Source organism: Paenibacillus sp. FSL H7-0331 (assembly GCF_001956045.1).
In genome coordinates this window covers 41394-60714 of record NZ_MRTH01000014.1, presented here as the reverse complement: position 1 = coordinate 60714, position 19321 = coordinate 41394, and the positions used below count along the sequence as shown (strand labels likewise).

The 19321-nt window shown below is 47.0% G+C and carries 16 protein-coding genes; 13 read left to right on the top strand and 3 right to left on the bottom strand.

The window, feature by feature from the left end; all coding sequences use genetic code 11:
• The first annotated feature begins 102 nt into the window (after positions 1–102).
• The 9 genes from prfB (at position 103) to argH (ending at position 11359) form a co-directional block, all read left to right on the top strand.
• A protein-coding gene (gene prfB, locus BK127_RS20985; RefSeq protein ID WP_144026519.1) for a peptide chain release factor 2 occupies positions 103–1222 on the top strand; the annotation gives its coding sequence in 2 pieces (ribosomal slippage) (positions 103–174 and positions 176–1222; 1119 coding nt in all).
• Positions 1223–1498: 276 nt separating this feature from the next.
• Positions 1499–2389: a YitT family protein gene (locus tag BK127_RS20980; protein WP_076233475.1), complete on the top strand. Its 891-nt coding sequence runs from the start codon at positions 1499–1501 to the stop codon at positions 2387–2389.
• Positions 2390–2663: 274 nt separating this feature from the next.
• A complete protein-coding gene (argC, locus tag BK127_RS20975) occupies positions 2664–3713 on the top strand; it encodes an N-acetyl-gamma-glutamyl-phosphate reductase (protein WP_076233474.1) in 1050 nt (349 codons plus the stop codon).
• An 82-nt stretch (positions 3714–3795) separates the two neighbouring features.
• The gene (gene argJ / locus BK127_RS20970; RefSeq protein ID WP_076233605.1) at positions 3796–4974 is read left to right on the top strand and encodes a bifunctional glutamate N-acetyltransferase/amino-acid acetyltransferase ArgJ; all 1179 of its coding nucleotides are present in this window, start codon (positions 3796–3798) and stop codon (positions 4972–4974) included.
• 450 nt (positions 4975–5424) lie between these two features.
• Complete coding sequence (gene argB / locus BK127_RS20965; RefSeq protein ID WP_076233473.1) at positions 5425–6204, top strand: acetylglutamate kinase; 780 nt, start codon at positions 5425–5427, stop codon at positions 6202–6204.
• A gap of 78 nt (positions 6205–6282) precedes the next feature.
• Entirely contained in the window at positions 6283–7479 is a 1197-nt protein-coding gene (locus BK127_RS20960; protein ID WP_076233472.1) for an acetylornithine transaminase, read from the top strand.
• A 34-nt stretch (positions 7480–7513) separates the two neighbouring features.
• On the top strand, positions 7514–8467 hold the full coding sequence (gene argF, locus BK127_RS20955; RefSeq protein WP_076233471.1) for an ornithine carbamoyltransferase: 954 nt from the start codon (positions 7514–7516) through the stop codon (positions 8465–8467).
• 61 nt (positions 8468–8528) lie between these two features.
• Positions 8529–9767: an argininosuccinate synthase gene (locus tag BK127_RS20950; protein ID WP_076233470.1), complete on the top strand. Its 1239-nt coding sequence runs from the start codon at positions 8529–8531 to the stop codon at positions 9765–9767.
• Between the two features lie 176 nt (positions 9768–9943).
• Positions 9944–11359, top strand: a complete 1416-nt coding sequence (gene argH / locus BK127_RS20945; RefSeq protein WP_076233469.1) for an argininosuccinate lyase — start codon at positions 9944–9946, stop codon at positions 11357–11359.
• Positions 11360–11538: 179 nt separating this feature from the next.
• Here the strand turns inward: argH and BK127_RS20940 are convergent, their stop codons facing one another.
• The 3 genes from BK127_RS20940 to BK127_RS20930 form a co-directional block, all read right to left on the bottom strand.
• Complete coding sequence (locus BK127_RS20940) at positions 11539–11910, bottom strand: DoxX family protein (RefSeq protein ID WP_076233468.1); 372 nt, start codon at positions 11908–11910, stop codon at positions 11539–11541.
• A gap of 22 nt (positions 11911–11932) precedes the next feature.
• Positions 11933–12382, bottom strand: a complete 450-nt coding sequence (locus tag BK127_RS20935) for a MarR family winged helix-turn-helix transcriptional regulator (protein ID WP_076233467.1) — start codon at positions 12380–12382, stop codon at positions 11933–11935.
• Between the two features lie 520 nt (positions 12383–12902).
• Entirely contained in the window at positions 12903–14384 is a 1482-nt protein-coding gene (locus BK127_RS20930; protein WP_144026518.1) for a VanW family protein, read from the bottom strand.
• A gap of 303 nt (positions 14385–14687) precedes the next feature.
• On the opposite strand from BK127_RS20930, the gene ftsE reads away from it, so the two are divergent.
• The 4 genes from ftsE to BK127_RS20910 all read left to right on the top strand — a co-directional run bounded on the left by ftsE (position 14688) and on the right by BK127_RS20910 (position 19165).
• Positions 14688–15374, top strand: coding sequence for a cell division ATP-binding protein FtsE (gene ftsE, locus BK127_RS20925; protein ID WP_076233466.1), 687 nt, complete (start codon positions 14688–14690; stop codon positions 15372–15374).
• The gene (ftsX, locus tag BK127_RS20920; protein WP_076233465.1) at positions 15364–16281 is read left to right on the top strand and encodes a permease-like cell division protein FtsX; all 918 of its coding nucleotides are present in this window, start codon (positions 15364–15366) and stop codon (positions 16279–16281) included. The genes ftsE and ftsX overlap by 11 nt, the downstream gene beginning before the upstream one ends.
• Before the next feature lie 64 nt (positions 16282–16345).
• Positions 16346–17626, top strand: a complete 1281-nt coding sequence (locus BK127_RS20915) for a murein hydrolase activator EnvC family protein (protein ID WP_076233464.1) — start codon at positions 16346–16348, stop codon at positions 17624–17626.
• Between the two features lie 87 nt (positions 17627–17713).
• On the top strand, positions 17714–19165 hold the full coding sequence (locus BK127_RS20910; RefSeq protein ID WP_076233463.1) for a S41 family peptidase: 1452 nt from the start codon (positions 17714–17716) through the stop codon (positions 19163–19165).
• Positions 19166–19321: the final 156 nt, after the last annotated feature.

The window sequence follows — 19321 nt, the reverse complement described above, 5'->3', positions numbered from 1 at the left end:
AGTAACAGCTACAATAAGCTACAAGGTGCAGGAAAGGGATGCCGGTGGAATGAACCCGGCTCCTTTTTTTGAAATGATCACAATTATAAAGGAGACAACCCTATGTTGGAACCAGAAATAAAGCAGGATTTACGAGAAACAGCGGTGCGTTTGGCTGAGCTTAGGGGGTCTCTTTGACTTAGATCTGAAGCTGGAGCAAATCGCCAACTATGAGGAAAAAATGTCGGCTCCTGATTTTTGGGATGATAATGAGCAGGCACAGAAGCTGATTGCCGAGATGAATGCTATTAAAGGCGATACGGATCATTTCCTGCGGATGGCCGCTGAGTTTGAGGATCTGGAAATGCTGGTAGAGCTGCTTCAGGAAGAGCAGGATGACAGCATGGCAGCTGATATCGTGAAGGGAATCACTTCACTCGTTAAGGAACTGGACAGCTTTCAGCTGCAGCTGCTGTTAAGCCAGCCGTATGATAGGCTAAATGCGATTCTTGAGCTCCACCCGGGAGCAGGGGGTACAGAATCGCAGGACTGGGCTGAAATGCTGCTGCGTATGTATCGGCGTTGGGCGGAGAAGCGTAACTTCAAGGTCGAAGTGCTCGATTATTTGCCTGGCGATGAAGCAGGTGTCAAAAGCGTGACTCTATTGATCAGTGGGCACAATGCCTATGGCTATCTGAAGGCTGAAAAGGGTGTTCACCGATTGGTGCGGATTTCACCATTCGATGCGTCGGGACGCCGCCATACCTCTTTTGTATCCTGTGATATTATGCCGGAAATCGATGACGATGTGGAAATTACGATTCGTACCGAGGATCTGAAAATTGATACGTATCGAGCGAGCGGCGCGGGCGGACAGCATATTAATACGACGGATTCGGCAGTACGGATTACGCATATGCCAACCGGAGTTGTAGTGAGTTGTCAGCAGGAACGCTCGCAAATTAAAAACCGCGAGAAAGCCATGAAGATGCTCCGTTCCAAATTGTACGAAAGAAAAATCGAAGAGCAGTTGAAACATCTGGCCGAGATTCGCGGTGAGGTGTCCGATATTGCCTGGGGCAGCCAAATCCGCTCCTATGTGTTTCATCCTTACAGCATGGTCAAGGATCATCGCACTTTGGAGGAGTCTGGCAATATAGGTGCGGTGATGGATGGCGATTTGGATGCCTTTATCGATGCGTATTTGCGTCAGCAGATTAAGCCGAAGGCAGCAGAACAGTAAAATCAGTAATCGAAGTTTGGATAAACAGAGCAACTTGTCGTGTAAGTGACTGACAGGGTTCATAATTCATGTATGTTCAGTAAATCCTACACATAACCCATACCAAAACTTGAAAGCAGGGTTGAGGGCAGTGCAGCTGACTAAGAGCTGGAACTTATGCCTAATACAAGGCTTGATGAATAGGTATGGGAAGTGTGTGGATTTTTTGTGCTTTCAGCTGAAATGGTCAAAGGTTCGATTGTGTCATTCAGATGAAGACAGACAGGGGTGTGAGCGATGAGAGTGCAGCGGCGGGAGCGGAGAGTGGAGAAGCTCAGGCGCAAGAGCAGGCGTGATATCGTGGTTGAGTATGGACTGCTGTTGTTGGGGTCCATGATCATAGCAGCCGGATTTAATATGTTTCTGAGTCCGAATCAGGTTGCATCCGGAGGGACTTCGGGTATCAGTATTATTGTACAGTCAGTTTTTGGCTTCGAGCCGGCAATAACCCAATGGGTTTTGAATATCCCTTTGGTGATGTTAGGAACGTATCTGCTGGGTCGTCAACACGGGGTCAAAACAGTAATTGGTGCTGTACTGCTGCCGCTGATTATTTTGCTAACCCGAAATTTGCCTGCTTTGACTAATAACCTACTGCTGGCCAGCATCTATGGAGGTATTTTGCTCGGGATCGGAGTGGGTCTTGTTTTTCGTGGTAAAGGATCTACGGGTGGATTGGATTTGGCTGCACAAATATTGCATAAGTATACAGGACTGAGTCTTGGGTTGGCTATGGCGCTGCTGGATGGCTTTGTCATATTGACTGCGGGAATAGTGTTGTCGCCAGAAAAAGCTCTGTATGCACTCATCGGTCTGTTCGTGACGAGCAAGACCATTAATATTGTGCAGATTGGACTCAGCTACTCCAAGGTTGCCTTTATCATTTCGGATAAATCAGAGGAAATTCGTCAGCAAATTTTATTGGAAATGGATCGCGGGTTGACACAGCTGCAAGCTACAGGAGGATATACGGGACAGAATCGAATGGTATTGATGGTGGTAGTTGGGCAAACCGAGGTCAACCGTCTGAAAGAATTAGTACAGAAGACAGACCCAACAGCTTTTGTCATATTGAGCGATACACATGAAGTACTTGGGGAAGGCTTCAAATTCAATGGTCATGTATAAATGAAGGGGATATGAGGAAAGAAGCAACAGGATGACGCCATAAACGTAACATAATCGTAAGAAGCTGAATATATACGAGCACAGTGTAACATGGTAAAATTCATAGGGGCCTATAACATCTGAATCGCTGTTGTCTATCTTCAGGGAAGCAAGATTTATATATACGATCCTGCAGTTGAGGATTATTTGCAGTGGATTAAGTTTGAATAATTCATTGAATTATTATTCTTTTAAATGTATAATAATACATACTTTATGTTTGGAGGATACGGCTATGTCTATGAAATTAAGAGCTGCTATAATCGGGGCAACAGGATACGGTGGGGTTGAATTAATTCGACTGCTGCTAACGCATCCGCATGTGGAAATAACATCGGTTATTTCTTCATCCAACGCCGGTGCGCCACTTGCCGACGGATACCCGCATTTGAACCAGATTGTACTTGATAAATTGGATGCTATTGATGTGGAGCTTATTAAACAAAAATCCGATGTTGTCTTTCTGGCGGCACCTCATGGAGTTGCAAGTGAATTGGCACCGCAGCTGATCGACGTTGGACTGAAAGTTATTGATGTATCAGGGGATTTCAGACTGCAATCAGGAGAAACCTACGAGCGATGGTATAAGCACAAGCCAGCTGATCCTGCTTATTTGGCAAAGGCAATCTACGGACTGGCCGAGGTATTTGGCGAAGAGGTAAAAGGATCTACATTCATTTCCAATCCAGGCTGCTATCCAACCGCTACCTTGCTCGGATTAGTGCCGATCGTGAAACAGGGCTGGGCAGACACGTCTTCCATTATAGTTGATGCCAAATCCGGTGTGTCCGGAGCGGGTCGAGGCTTGGGTTTAACAGCGCATTTTTCGGAAATGAATGAAAATTTCCTGGCTTATAAAGTGAATAAGCATCAGCATACTCCGGAAATTGAACAGGTGCTTGGTCGTGTTGCTGGGGAAGAAGTTGTCATTACCTTTACCACACATTTGGTGCCGATGACACGCGGGATTTTATCGACTATTTATGTTAATCTGAAACAGAAGCATACGGAAGATGAAATTATCGATCTTTATCGTCAGTATTATGAAGGACGTCGTTTTGTACGTATTCGCGAGAAGGGCAAATGGCCTGCAACCAAAGAAATATGGGGCTCGAATTATTGTGATATCGGACTGTCTCTGGATGAGCGGACGGGTCGGTTGACGATCATTTCAGTCATTGACAATATTGTAAAAGGGGCCGGCGGTCAAGCGGTTCAAAACTTGAATTTGATGATGGGCTGGGACGAGGCGACTGGTTTGGCGTTCACTCCTGTATACCCGTAACTCGTAAAATTAAGGAGTAGATGAACAGGTGAGCAAGCAAACAAAGGAACTATATTCGGTCGTGCCCGAGGGTTCGATTACGATGCCTCAAGGATTTCGTGCTGGTGGTCTGCATTGCGGTTTGAAAAAAACGAGCCGTTTTGATCTTGGTGTTATTGTCTGCGAGGTTCCCGCACAGGCTGCAGGTGTATATACACTGAATGCGTTTCAAGCGGCGCCGCTGCATGTAACCCGTGAGAGCGTAGCCGTGGAAGGCAAGCTACAGGTGATGCTGGTTAATAGCGGCAACGCGAATGCTTGCACAGGCAAGCAGGGAGATACGGATGCACGCGGAATGCGTTCAGCTGCGGCTGAAGCATTTGGTGTAGCGGAGCATTTGGTAGGCGTCACATCAACAGGCGTTATTGGCGAGCTGCTTCCTATGCCGAAGGTGCTTAGCGGTATCGAAAAGCTGCCTGCACAAGTGAAAGCAGATGGTGGAGAAGATTTTTGCCAGGCGATTCTGACGACGGATCTCGTGCAAAAGATGACCTGCGTACAGCTGACCGTTGGCGATAAGACGATACATATCGCGGGATCGGCCAAAGGATCGGGTATGATTCATCCGAATATGGCAACGATGCTTGGATTTATGACGACAGACGCCAATATTGAAAGCGCACAGCTGCAAAAGCTGTTGAACGCCGTAACGGATTCCACTTTCAATATGATAACGGTAGACGGTGATACGAGCACGAACGACATGGTTGTCGTGATGGCGAGTGGTCTGGCTGGTAACGATACGTTAACACCGGAACATCCGGACTGGGCTGCATTCGAAGCGGGCTTTAAATATGTTGGCGAGTATTTAGCCAAAGCGATTGCTCGTGACGGAGAAGGCGCAACGAAGCTGATCGAGGTCACAGTTGCCGGAGCTGCAACACAAGAAGCTGCACGTGCGATCGCCAAAACCGTCATCGGCTCAAGTCTCGTGAAATCCGCTTGCTTTGGCGCTGACGCCAACTGGGGACGTATTATTGCTGCTGTCGGCCGCGCCGGTCAACCGGTTCACACGGAAACTGTCGATATCAGCTTGGGCGATATTGTCGTGTTGGAGCAATCCCGTCCGGTTAAATTCGATGAAGAACGCGCCGCTGAATATTTAAAAGGTGATCTGGTTGTCATCCATGTCAACCTGCACATGGGTAATGAAACTGCCACCGCTTGGGGCTGCGACCTTACTTATGATTATGTAAGAATTAACGCCGCTTACCGGACATAGGGAACCGAACAATTTAATTGAACTCAACGAGCTAAAGCGGAATTTTATCTTAATAGTAAACAGCCATAATAACTATGTTAAACATCATAAGAGTTAAGAAAACGACCATTGTCAATCCTTAGTCACTTTTCCCTTGCTGTAACGATGTACGAATCGTTACAGCGTGTGCAGAGCGAAGCAATTGCACCCATCACTAAAACCAACTCCAAGCACCCAAATAAAGCGTGTCCCGCAGGGACGAAAAGCGCTGATAACATCACAAAGGTTCGCAAACGTTCCGCGGCCACAAGTAAAGCGTGTCCCTTAAGGGACGAAAGCGTTGTAACCACGTTGTATCCATCAACAAAGCACCAACAGCATCAGTATTCCTCGGCTTATAGGGGGAGTCCAGAGGGCACAGCCCTCTGGGGCCCTCCCTATCAGGGAGGGTTTGGGAGGGTAATCACCATTATGTTTGTCATGAAATGCGGCGGTAGTACGCTGGCGGCGCTGCCGAATTCTTTTTTTGAAGATATGAAACGACTGCAGGATGAGCAGATCATTCCGGTAATTGTACACGGAGGCGGACCTGCAATCTCGGATACGCTCAGCAAGCTGGGCATCGAAACCGAATTTGTCAATGGGCTGCGCAAAACGAACGAAGCCGTACTCGACGTTGTCGAGATGGTTTTATCAGGGCAGATTAATAAAGAGATCGTCCGCAAGATTCAGCTGGCGGGCGCAAAAGCAATCGGCATCTCTGGTGTGGATGGTCATTTGATTCAGGCAGAGCCGGTAGATAATGCCAATGAGGTTGGCTTGGTTGGTGATGTGACCCATGTGAACGCAGAGCTGCTGCAAGGCATCATCAAGCTAGGCTATATGCCGGTCATCGCTCCGGTTGGCCTGGGAGCAGACGGAGGTCAGCGCTACAATATTAATGCCGATACAGCGGCGGGTGCTGTAGCTTCACATCTGGGCGTGGAGAGAATGATTGTCGTGACCGATGTGCCAGGCATAATGAAAACGATCAACGGCGAGAAAAAGGTGCTTCCGCTCGTTACCGTGCAGGAAATCAACGAAATGATTACAAGCGGCGATATTTATGGAGGCATGATTCCGAAGGTGCGTGCAGCGATCCAATGCATCCAAGGCAAGGTGAGTGAAGTTGTTATCGTGAACGGAGCCGAGCCGGAAGTATTGAGCAGAGTCATTAAAGGTGCAGAGATCGGTACACGAATCGTCAGATAGCCGATGACCATGAGTTCCTCAAGCAGCAAGCAAGCGTAATGCAACAAACCAATGAATCAGGAAAAGGAGTGAGCTGGCATGGGAGAAGGAGCCAATTCTTTATTTCCGAATTACGGCAGCAGGTACGGGTTGACGTTTGTGAAGGGTGAAGGCAGTCGACTGTGGGATGAGCAGGGCAAGGAATACCTCGACTTGATGAGCGGAATTGCTGTTACGAATCTGGGGCACGTCCCTAAACAGGTTACCGAGCGTCTGAAAGCGCAAATCGACCAGCTTTGGCATACCAGCAATTTATTTCATATACCGAATCAGGAAAAACTGGCTCAGTTACTGACTGACAACAGTTGTGGCGATGCTGTGTTTTTTTGCAACAGTGGTGCCGAGGCCAATGAAGCGGCGATCAAGCTGGCCCGTCGCTATTTTAATAAAGTACTGGGCAAGCCGGAGCAGTACGAGATTATTACGTTTCAGCAATCTTTTCATGGGCGTACATTAGCGACACTGACAGCAACTGGACAGGATAAGGTAAAAGACGGCTTTGCCCCATTGCCGGAGGGCTTTGTGTTTGCGCCTTATAATGATGCAGAGGCACTGAAGCAGCTAATCGGTCCCAAAACCTGCGCGATTATGCTGGAGATGGTTCAAGGTGAGGGTGGTGTGAACCGCGCTGAGCCGGAGTTCATTAAGCGAGTGACTGCTCTTTGTGAGCAGCATGGGCTGCTATTAATTATTGACGAAATCCAGACCGGAATCGGTCGTACCGGTAAGCTGTTCGCCTATGAGCATTATGGCATTCAGCCGGATATATTTACATTGGCCAAAGGTCTAGGCAGTGGAATGCCGATTGGTGCCATGGTCGGTAAAGAGAAGCTTCGTGAGGCATTCTCTGCAGGCAGTCACGGCTCTACATTCGGCGGTAATTATTTGTCTACAACGGCGGGTGTGGCAACACTGGAGACGATTTTGAATGAAAAGCTGTCCGAGCGGGCGGCAGAAATGGGCGAATATATCGTTAATGAATTGTCGAAGCAATTAGCCGATAACCCATTGGTTAAGGAAGTACGTGGTTTAGGATTGCTGATCGGGATCGAATGCACGCAACCGGTTGCCGACTTGGTCACCGCACTGCAGGAGCAGGCTGTTCTCGTAATCTCGGCAGGTCCAAACGTAATCCGATTGGCACCGAGTCTGTTGATCACGAAGGAAGATGTGGATCGGGGCATATCCGTAATCCGTTCGGTACTTAGCAAACAAGCGGCCGCTGCGGTACAATAAAAGCTGAATTTATTTTTGAGAGGGGCAGAGAACCTTGACAATCACAGAGCAACAACTAGCCGTGGATTTAAAAGGCAGAGATTTTTTGGGTCTATCTGACTTTACAACCGAGGAAATTCAATATTTGCTGGATATGGCGATAGATTTGAAAAAGAAACGTAACGCAGGGGAAGTATTCCATCCCTTGAAAGGCAAGACGCTGGGAATGATTTTTGAAAAGTCATCCACTCGCACAAGGGTTTCTTTTGAAGTCGGGATGTATCAATTAGGCGGTCATGCCTTATTTTTGAGCAGTAACGATTTGCAACTGGGACGCGGCGAGACGATCTCCGATACAGCACAAACGATGTCACGCTACCTGGACGGCATTATGATCCGTACTCATGCCCACCGCAAGGTTATTGATTTGGCTCGCGGCGCAACGATTCCCGTTATTAACGGACTGACCGACCGGTCGCATCCGTGTCAGGCATTGGCCGATTATCAGACGATATTGGAGCACAAAGGGCAACTGCGCGGTTTGAAGGTCGCTTATATCGGGGATGGCAACAACATGGTGCATTCCTTGATCATGGGTGCAGCGAAGCTCGGAATCGATTTTGCGGTAGCTTCGCCTAAGGGCTATGAGCCTAATGAGAAGATCGTAACCTCAGCAGTAGATGTAGCGAACCAGACAGGAGCCAAGCTTTACGTTGGCAATGACGTCAAAGAGGCAGTAGCGGATGCCGATGTTATTTATACCGATGTGTGGGCGAGCATGGGCTTTGAGGAAGAGCAAAAAGAACGTGAAATCGCCTTTAAACAATTTCAGGTGAACGAGGCGCTTGCCAGTCTGGCGAAAAAGGATTACCTGTTCATGCACTGCTTGCCTGCCCACCGTGGCGAAGAAGTCAGTGAGGGTGTTATCGATGGACCGAACTCGATCATTTTTGATCAAGCCGAAAACCGGCTGCACGCCCAAAAAGCGATCATGGCAGCGATTATGTAAAGAACTTATATGTTCATTTTAATTGTAATTATGTAATTATCAAAGGAGCGCGGAATCAAACATGGCTAAACAAAAAATAGTTCTCGCCTATTCAGGCGGTTTGGACACTTCGGTTATTTTAAAATGGTTAAAAGAAACGTACGATGCTGAAATTATCGCTTTTACAGCAGATATCGGGCAAAAGGATGAGCTGGACGGTCTGGAAGAAAAGGCGCTTGCAACAGGGGCATCCAAAATTTATATCGATGATCTTCGCGATGAATTTGCCAAAGACTTCATTTATCCGATGTTTCAGGCAGGCGCCTTGTATGAAGGACAATATTTGCTTGGAACAAGCATTGCGCGTCCCTTGATCGCCAAGCGGATGGTTGAAATCGCCCGTCAAGAAGGCGCTACAGCGATTGCCCACGGCGCAACAGGTAAAGGTAATGACCAGGTGCGCTTCGAGCTTACAGCGGCAGCCCTGGCGCCTGAGCTGGAGGTTATTGCCCCATGGCGTCTGGATTCGTTCCGTGAAACCTTCCCGGGCCGTGCGGAAATGATCGCATACGCCGAGAAACATAACATTCCGGTAACGGCTTCGGCCTCCAAGCCTTATTCCACTGACCGTAACCTGCTGCATATCAGCTTTGAGAGCGGGATGCTGGAGGATCCTTGGTTTGATCCAAGCGCAACCTCGAACAAAGACATGTTCGTTTTGAGCGTTGACCCTGAGGATGCGCCGGATCAGGCAGAATACGTAGAATTGAATTTTGAAAAGGGTAACTGTGTAGGGGTTAATGGTGATCTGATGACTCCGCTGCACGTGATGGAGTATTTGAATGAATTGGGCGGCAAGCATGGAGTGGGCCGTGTCGATATGGTAGAGAATCGTTTTGTAGGAATGAAGAGCCGCGGCGTATATGAAACACCGGGTGGTACGATCCTGTTCGCTGCACACCGCAAGATGGAGTCGCTGACGATGGATCGTGAGGTTATGAGCCTGCGTGATTCGTTGATTTCCCGCTATAGCATACTTGTGTATAACGGCTTCTGGTTTGCGCCGGAGCGGTTGGCCGTTCAGGCTTTAGTGGATGAGAGCCAGAAGAATGTAACAGGTACGGTGCGCTTGAAGCTGTACAAAGGCAATGTCATCGGAGCGGGTGTTCAAAGCCCTGTCAGCTTGTACAACCCGAACATTGCAACGATGGAAGCTGATCCGACTCAGGCTTATAATCAAGGCGATGCGACCGGCTTTATTCGTTTGAACGCTTTACGCTTGAAGGTTTCCTCCGGTGTGGAGCAAAATGCGAAGTCGTAAGTAACATATCAAGGAAAGCAAAATCCGAGTTGTGAGCAAATAGAAGGCATAGGCTTTTCTGAGCTGTCGCATAAGCAGCTTGGGAAAGCCTTGCATTGTGTATAAGAGACTCAAGATAGAATCAACTATGAACACACGGCTTTCATGAAGAAAGCTGTAAGAGAGGGGCTGTAACGGTGTCAAAGCTGTGGGGTGGACGTTTTACGAAAAAAACCGATCAATTGGTAGAGGAATATACGGCTTCCATTTTGTTCGATAAAGAGTTGGCAGAAGAAGATATACAGGGCAGTTTGGCGCATGTGACCATGCTGGGAACCTGCGGAATTCTTCCTCTGGAGGATGTCGACAAGATCAAAAACGGCTTGCTCAAGGTACAAAGCAAGATCCGTCAAGGGGAAATAAAGTTCACGGTAGGCGACGAGGATATTCATATGAATATCGAGAAAGCGCTGATCGAGGAAGTTGGTCCCGTAGGCGGGAAGCTGCACACCGGACGCAGTCGTAACGATCAGGTCGCAACCGATATGCATTTGTATTTGCGTAAGCGCGTTGTTGAGTTTGTCGGGCTGTTGAACAAATTACAAGAGGCACTTCTGGGACAAGCCAGTCAAAACCTGGATACGATTGTGCCGGGGTACACACATTTGCAGCGTGCCCAACCGATTCTGTTTGCTCATCATCTGATGGCTTATGTGTCGATGTTCCAACGTGATATCGAGCGCCTGCAGGATAGTTACAAGCGGATTAATGTGCTGCCGCTTGGTGCAGGTGCATTGGCAGGAACAACCTTTCCAATTGACCGTCATTTTGTAGCTCAGCAGTTGGGCTTTGACGGTGTGTACGAAAATTCGCTGGATGCGGTGAGTGATCGTGACTTTATTATCGAGTTTCTGTCCAATGCTTCGATGATCATGATGCATTTGTCACGCTTATCTGAGGAAATGATCTTGTGGTCGTCAACGGAGTTCCGATTTGTCGAGCTGGACGACGCATTCTGTACGGGCAGCAGTATCATGCCTCAGAAGAAAAATCCTGATGTGCCTGAGCTGGTTCGCGGCAAAACGGGCCGTGTGTACGGTAATTTGTTTGGTCTGCTTACGGTGCTGAAATCATTGCCACTGGCTTATAACAAAGATATGCAGGAAGACAAGGAAGGTATGTTCGACACGGTACGGACACTTCAGGGCGCGCTTCAATTGTACGCTCCAATGGTTAGTACGATGAAGGTAAATAAGGAACGGATGCGTCAAGCGGTCAATCAGGACTTCTCGAATGCGACCGATATTGCTGATTATCTCGTGAATAAAGGGCTGCCTTTCCGTCAAGCGCATGAAGTGATTGGCAAAACGGTGCTGTATTGCATCCAAAACGGGAAGTTTTTACTCGACTTGAAGATTGAGGAATACCATCAATTTTCCGATCTGTTCGAATCCGATATTTATGCAGTGCTGCAGCCAGAGCAAGTCGTGAATGCACGTAATGTGTACGGTGGAACGGCAACCGGACAGGTTAGTGCTGCCATTAGCCGTGCTGAGGCTGTGAAGCAGCAGACGGATGAGTGGTTCGAGCAGTTTTATAATAAAAGCAAGTAGGCCGTTAATTTAATAAAATTAACTAAAAACCATAAGAACGCTGTTTGGGCGTGTTTATGGTTTTCGGCTTTTTATTAGACAATGAGACTGCCTCCAGGTCAAGATACCCGACTTTTGGAGACAGTTTTTTGTCACTTTATGTTTAAAAGCAAAAACGGGGCTTCATGTTAAATTGCTTGCTATCCCAATTTTTTCAGACTCTTATTTCGCTTTCCAATAAAAATGACTAGTCCTATAATTAATAGGATGAATGAAGGTATTGCAGTTCCAATACCTTGACCAGCCTGTAAATGTGAAAAGACTGCGCCTGCCATAAGCAACACTAGCCCTCCTGAGACAAGTAAGGCGATTCGAGGCTTCCAAAACCCAACCAAGAGACCAATGGCTCCCAAAACCTCACATGCACCGACAAAGTACATAAATCCGAGGGAATATCCAAAAGCTTCTGTAAAGAGCTGGCTTTGTTCTGCATTTCCAGTTAACTTCATGACACCAGTAAGAATAAAAGCAACGACCAGCAATCCTTGAAAGATACGAATTATCCACTTCATATACGCATTCTCCTTTTAGTAGTTATCCTAATTCCTTAGCCCCAAGTCCGATTTTTTTCATCAAATGAATCAACTGCTCTTTCTCTTCATTACTGATAAAGGATAAATTGTGAGATATCGTTTCAACATGTTTTGGGAAAATCTCGTCAAAGAATAATTTTCCTTTCTCAGTAAGGACGACATTTGATGTTCTGCGGTCCGTTGGACTAGCTTCTCTTTTTACCAATGCTTTTGTTTCAAGTTTATCTACTACGTAGGTGATACTCCCACTTGGGATCGAAAAGGTTTCACTAATCTTCTGGACTGGATGAGGTCCTTTACTATAAAGAAGCTCAAGAATCATAAAGTTAACTGGGTCTAACCCGTGACTTACAATATCTTTTTTAACATTTTCGAATACGGTCCTCGAAGCCTTTCCCCATACTCGAATTAACCTTAGATCAAGCTGACTTTGTTCATCCTCTTGAAACATTGATTCCTCTTCCTTTCAAGAAATAAAATTTGTGGTACATTTTATGAGATTCCGGGTACTATCAGTAATTAACACATCAGTTGGCAGTTTGATTAAGAAAAGACGCACCTCATCCACTACATTATCCTAACATTATATATCCTATAATTAGTTCTTATTTATCCTAACATTAGGATAAATAATTGTCAATAAGAATTGAATACATTGTCGATACGGTGATCAATTCCGTCTTGAACTCACAAGAAGAGACTGTCAAGTGAAAGAAGCGAAGAGACAATCAATCCCAAAAAAAAAATATGGAACGCTGTTTGGTTGAATGTCTTTTGCTAAAGGGTCAAAAAGGAAAAGAGCAGGAGGAGTTTAGAGAGGAACTTGTCCCGTTTTGAAAGACTAGGAGTTGATGGAGAAATCAACTCTTTCTTGTTGGAGGAAGATTCACCTATGATCGAGGGTGCAAAGCTATTTGCAAAAGTGAACTCCAATCCGGCCGTACTTAGACGACTGTTTGGATTGGAGCTTTTTATCTGTACACAGGTCCCTTAATCCCATCCTCGACCAAGGGTGCTTCATAAGGCTTGGCTGGTTGAAGCTTGGGATCAGGCTGACCCGAGGGAGTGGTCGGGTATACCGCGATAATCGTCGGCTGTGCGGCATAAGTATCTAGCGAGATACGCTCTTGGGAAATGATCCGGTCTGCTTGTTTCTTATAGCGTATAGTATCCACCACATAACCTGGTTTACCTTCACTAATAAGCTGCTTCTTGCCAGGTGATAAAGTAGGATTAGCCACATAGCGGATTTCGGGCTGAAGCGTGCGAATCGTATGGGATTCGATAGTATACGTCGTATCGATGGGAATTTGACCGAATAGTTTAACAGTCATTTGCCGATCATCTACCGACGTTCGGATGAGCAAGTACTTGTCTGTACTATTGCGAAATTGGAAATTAATGTGCCCAGCAGCAAAGGTCGCATCTTGTCCAAGTGGAACATAGCTGACTGGCAAGGAATGATGGCGTCTTTCGACAATCGTAAGTCCAGCACGCAGTACGGCATTGTAAAGGGTGGAGGATACCTGGCAGATGCCGCCGCCGATCCCAGGGACAAGCTTGCCATTTACGATAACAGGCGCCTCCTGAAAGCCGAACCGAGCCTCTGTCTGTGCAATATAGGTTGCATAATCAAAGGTATCCCCCGGTTTCATCAACAGGTCATGGATCGTCGATGCCGTTGAGCGGACGTTGTGCAGGCGACCTTCGCTTGTTTGCATGAGTGGTGTAGAGAACTCGCTGATTTTGCGATCTACCCCCTGAGCTTGGAGAACGGAAAGCGTGAGGTCTGGCTTTTGGGTCACAAAGGAGAGAGGAATATCGATGGGTACCACGCTTTCCTCTGATTGGGAAGATATCCGATCCCTAGTCCCCAGTGGACGGATCTCCTTTTGTAATTGCTGTAGTAAAGCGGTCTCGTCTACACGGTTTACTGGCCTATCAGGGATATAGCTGATCTCATCGGTAGGCCCCACAACGCGCTGAGCAGGGCTTGGTTGTTGTCCATACAGAGTGGACAATTGCAGGAGAAGTGCTCCATGAAGGACAGCGGGATCAAATTCGTAACGGAGTGCCTGATGCCGCTCACGCAGTTGCCAACGGGATACCGCACGAGTCCAGGGTGACCCCGTACGGAGCTGTGCCAATGGCACAAGTGCATCTTCTACGGACACACGAAGACCCAACTGCTCCATCGTTGCAGTGAAGGCTGGCAGCTTCAAATCGGGCAGCGTACTGACCAAACGAATGGGCTGCTGCCGCACAAGCTGTGTGTGTTCGGTAAGCTGCTGCTCAAATTCCATGTAGGTAATTCCGCCCACATGCCATTCATCTATTGTATATCCAGCAGGCATTCGATTCTGCAGGCCGTATAGAGCAATCCCCAGACAAGCGATGGCAGTTATCATCAAGATATAAACAAACAGGCGTATATAAGGGTTCCGGTATTTCACTATAGGATGCACTCCCTTTTTTGAAAGTACCTTGGCCGTTCAAGAGGTTCTGCTCGTACACTTGATGTATATGCGATCCTCTTGGGGAACTTGACTAGTTCTCTGTTCCAGCAAGAAAACTGAAAAAATGCTGAAAATCATTTCCATACGAAGGAATTTGGCTGTTAGTGTCGAAACCATATAAGCTAGCGAGGTTAATCAGCGTGATGATTCGAACAGGATGGCTATCGTTTACTCAGGTAGCGGGCACGTATAAGAAAATTTATACGTTCTTATCTACTTAAACAATCAGGATGTGATACCGTGATAGAAATGCAAGATGTGTGGAAAACGTACCCAGACGGCAGTCAAGCATTGAAAGGGATCACCGTCAAAGTGAATCGCAACGAATTTCTGTATGTCGTTGGACCGTCCGGCGCAGGAAAATCGACATTTATGAAATTGATTTATAGAGAAGAACGGCCAACCAAGGGGAGTATTTTCGTAAACGGTTTTAACCTGGAAAAGCTTAAGCAGCGCAAAATCCCATACGTGAGGCGCAATATCGGCGTTATTTTCCAGGATTATCGGCTGCTGCCCAAGCTGACCGCTTTTGAGAATATCGCTTTTGCGATGGAGGTTATCGAAGCGCCGAAGAAGATCATCAAGAAGCGTGTGCTTGAGGTGCTGGAATTGGTCAAGCTGCGGGATAAGGCGAGCTCATTGCCGACTCAAATGTCCGGTGGCGAGCAGCAGCGGATCGCGATTGCCCGGGCTATTGTGAACAACCCGACGGTTATTATCGCGGATGAGCCAACAGGTAACCTTGATCCCGATACCTCGTGGGGAATTATGAAGCTAATGGAAGAAATTAATTTTCGTGGTACGACCATCATTATGGCAACCCATAATAAAGAAATTGTGAATACGATGCGTAAACGTGTGCTTGCGATTGAAGATGGTCAAATTGCCCGCGATCAGGTCAGGGGTGAATACGGCTATGAGGATTAGCACAGGGTTCCGCCATATTCGCGAGGGCGGTAAAAATGTGATCCGCAATGGCTGGATGTCATTTGCTTCGATCAGCTCGATTTCGATTTCGTTGTTTATTCTCGGTGTCTTTTTGCTGCTGACCTTGAATGTCAACTATTTGGCAGAGCAAATTGAATCACAGGTTGAAATTCGTGTATATCTGGATGTAGAAATTCCTAAAGATCAAATACAGCCTCTGCAAAACGAAATTAGTGCGATTCCTCAGGTCGACAAGGTGAAATTTGTTTCTAAAGAAGAAGGCATTGTATATTTACGCGAAAAGCTTGGTGAAAGCGGTAAACAGCTGCTGGAAGGCTTTGAAGGTGAGAACAATCCGCTGAACGATTCGTTTACCGTCGAGGTTCTGGCACCGCGTGAAGTGGCGAACGTAGCCCAAATGATTACGGAAATCAATAATAAAAAGCCGACTAAACCGATATATCGTGTCAGCTACGGGCAAGGAACGGTAGAAACGATGTTCAAGGTCACGAAAATTGTCCGTTATGTAGGTCTTGCTATGGTTGCAGGACTGGCGCTCACGGCGATGTTCCTGATCGCGAATACGATTAAGCTGACGATTATCGCGCGGCGGCGTGAAATTGCTATTATGAAGCTGGTGGGAGCGACTAATTCGTTTATTCGCTGGCCATTTTTCATAGAGGGCGCATTGCTTGGCGTGGTAGGTTCAGTCATACCGGTTGGTGTCCTGCTGTACGGCTATTGGCAAATGATGGAGTCTACCCAATTGGATTTAAATTTATTGATGATTAAATTGCTGCCATTTCAACAGATCTACATGACGATGTCATGCTTATTGTTGGGGATTGGAATCTTAATAGGCATTTGGGGAAGTACGTTGTCCGTTCGCAAATTTTTACGGGTCTAAACCGGTTGCTGGTAATTGTTTAACGTCCATACCAGTCTAGTCTAATTATGGGGGGAACCGCAGTTTGAAGAAAAATGTGTTAACTTTCATCATATCAGCAGGATTGGTCAGTACGTTAATCGTGCCACAGCTTGCAGGGGCAGCTAGCTCTGCTACTCAGCGAATTGAGCAGGAGCTTAACCAGCTAAGAAAAGGACTTGCTGATAATCAGAAAAAGGCCGCTGAGTCAAAATCTGCAATTGATAAAATCGCGCAGGAGAAGCAGGCTGTCACTAAGGATCTGAATACGCTGTTAGCCGAGATCGTAACGGCCAATCTGAAGCTGAACGATCTGAATAATCAGATTAGTGCGGGCAAGGAAAAGCTGGCTGTTAACGGCAAAGAGCTGGAAGAGGTTGAGGAGCGTATTGATTCTCGGGACAAGCTGTTGAAGTCGCGTCTTCGATTGATGTATATGAACGGTGTGGTTTCGTATGCGGATGTGCTGCTGAGCTCTACGAGCTTCGGTGATTTTCTGGATCGTTTGAACGCTTTAAATGCTATAGTCAATCAAGATAAGCATATATTGGAGGACAATCGCAAGGACAGAACGGAGAAAGAGGGCAAAGAAAAGCAGATTAAACAGGAGCTGAGTCAGGTTGGGGATTTGTATACCCAGCAGGCTGTTCACAAATCCGATCTGGATAATAAAGAGAAAGAAAAGCAAGTCATGATCGCCAGCCTCTCGCAAAAGGAAAAGGAAGAGAAACATACGCTCGAGGATATTAGTGAAGACTCGGAAAAAAAACTGGTTGAAGAGGCACGCAAGCAGTCGGCGCTCGCTGAAGCGAAGCGCAAAGATGCTGAGGCTGCTGCGGCAGCCGCGGCGGCTAAAGCCAAAGCAAAGGCAGGCAATAGCGCCACCCCTGGCAACAGCACTACTCCTGCTCCGGCAGCACCATTCACAGGAGGTAAATTTGCTTATCCATTAGCAAAAGTAGCTACAATGACCTCAGATTTTGGCTATCGCTCCGATCCGTTTAATGGGAAAAAAACGATGCATAAGGGCATCGACCTCGGAGCTCCCAATGGAACGAGCATTTTGGCTGCTGGCGATGGTGTCGTGATTGTCGCTTCCTGGTGGAGCGGATACGGAAATACGGTTATTATAGATCATGGAAATGGTTATTGGACGTTGTATGGACATATCCGTAACGGGGGGACGGTTGTGGAGAAGGGAGATAACGTCAAACGAGGCCAAAAGGTAGCTGAGGTGGGGTCAACCGGGGAATCAACGGGCAATCATCTTCACTTTGAGGTTCGTATTAACGAGGATCCTGTAGATCCTAAGCCATATCTTCGCTAAACCGCTGTTAATAATTTCTAGAGGCTTGTCATACACTACAAAGACGAGTCCAATAAAGGTAGTCATAAAGGCGGTGTATTTAAAAGTATGAACTTCAAGGGACGTACGGTTATATTATTTGTTTTGCTGGCCATGTTCGCCAGCAGCATCATGACGCTCATGATCGTGAACCCTTCGACATTGGCGGCAGGGTTGAAGGGTGGGGCTGTAGGCTCCACGGTGACGTCCGGACTAAGCACGAAAGACATGAATAAGCTGTCAACTACCTATCAACTGATTGAAGGCAAATTTTTGTCCCAGGTCGATCATGATAAGGTCATGACGGGTGCGATCAATGGCATGCTTTCCTCGTTGGAGGACCCTTTCACTGTCTATATGGATCAAAAGGAAGCCAAGCAATTCGATGAGAGCATCACTTCCTCCTTTCAGGGAATTGGTGCAGAGGTATCCTCCGAGGAAGGCAAGGTGACGATCGTTTCTCCAATCAAGGGCTCACCAGCGGAAAAGGCGGGATTGCATGCCAATGATGTTATTTTGTCGGTCAATGGCGAGAAGCTGGATGGCTTAACGCTGAATCAGGCGATTATGAAAATTCGCGGACCCAAGGGCACACAAGCTAAGCTGGAAATTGTGCGTTCCGGTTCTTCCGACCCGATTCAAATGACGGTTGTGCGGGATGATATCGACGTTGAAACGGTGTATGCGGAGATGCTTCCGAACAATATCGGTAAAATTGAAATTCGTCAGTTTTCCAGCAATACATCCAAAAGGTTCAAGGATGAGTTAGCAGGGCTTGAAGCCAAAGGGATGAAGGGCTTGGTTATTGATGTTCGGAACGACCCGGGTGGTCTGTTATCGGCAGTTGTTGAAATTGTCGAACCGTTTGTACCTAAGGGGAAACCCATTGTGAAGATTGAGAACCGCAAGGGTGAGCAGGAGGACACCACCTCCCAGGGCACAGGTAAAAATTATCCCGTGACGGTACTGATCAATAAAGGCAGTGCCAGCGCATCGGAAATATTGGCGGGAGCCCTGCATGATTCCTCCGGCAGCAAGCTGATAGGGGAAACCACATACGGTAAAGGTACCGTGCAGGTTACATTTGAAAAAGAAATGGGCGATGGCAGCAATATCAAAATGACGGTATATAAATGGCTCACACCAAACGGTACCTGGATTCATAAAAAAGGGATCGCGCCTGATATTGCCATTGATCAGCCTGCTTATTTTAAAGTAGCTCCGTTAACGAAGAAGACAACTCTGGTGCAGGATTCGAGCAGTGAAGATGTTAAAAATCTGCAAACGATGCTAAAGGGACTTGGCTTGAATCCGGAACGTGCGGATGGCTATTTTAGTGAAAAAACAGCTCTGGCGGTCAAAGCATTCCAGCGGATGCAAAATCTACCGATTACCGGTGAAGTCGATACTGAAACAGCGACACGTCTGGAGAAGATGATTTTGGCAGAAATTAAAGATCCCAAAAATGATCTGCAGCTCAAGGCAGCAACGCAGCATTTGCAGTCCATTATGACCAAATAACAATTCAAATGTAACAGCATCAGGAATCTTGATCCGTTGAGTGCGTAAGGTTTATATGAAGAGGTGGGCAGGAATCGGCCTGCTCTGCGTCGAATCATAGTGAGGAGGGTGGATACGTCCGCCTTCCTATTTTATTGTTGCAGAGGGAGCTTTCCA

Bases quoted from the DNA above. Each gene is read 5' to 3' on its own strand.
- argJ (WP_076233605.1), top strand. From the start codon at position 3,796: ATGCCTCAAGGATTTCGTGCTGGTGGTCTGCATTGCGGTTTGAAAAAA.
- BK127_RS20910 (WP_076233463.1), top strand. From the start codon at position 17,714: ATGAACTTCAAGGGACGTACGGTTATATTATTTGTTTTGCTGGCCATG.
- BK127_RS20950 (WP_076233470.1), top strand. From the start codon at position 8,529: ATGGCTAAACAAAAAATAGTTCTCGCCTATTCAGGCGGTTTGGACACT.
- argB (WP_076233473.1), top strand. From the start codon at position 5,425: ATGTTTGTCATGAAATGCGGCGGTAGTACGCTGGCGGCGCTGCCGAAT.
- ftsX (WP_076233465.1), top strand. From the start codon at position 15,364: ATGAGGATTAGCACAGGGTTCCGCCATATTCGCGAGGGCGGTAAAAAT.
- argC (WP_076233474.1), top strand. From the start codon at position 2,664: ATGTCTATGAAATTAAGAGCTGCTATAATCGGGGCAACAGGATACGGT.
- BK127_RS20980 (WP_076233475.1), top strand. From the start codon at position 1,499: ATGAGAGTGCAGCGGCGGGAGCGGAGAGTGGAGAAGCTCAGGCGCAAG.
- BK127_RS20940 (WP_076233468.1), bottom strand. From the start codon at position 11,910: ATGAAGTGGATAATTCGTATCTTTCAAGGATTGCTGGTCGTTGCTTTT.
- BK127_RS20960 (WP_076233472.1), top strand. From the start codon at position 6,283: ATGGGAGAAGGAGCCAATTCTTTATTTCCGAATTACGGCAGCAGGTAC.
- BK127_RS20935 (WP_076233467.1), bottom strand. From the start codon at position 12,382: ATGTTTCAAGAGGATGAACAAAGTCAGCTTGATCTAAGGTTAATTCGA.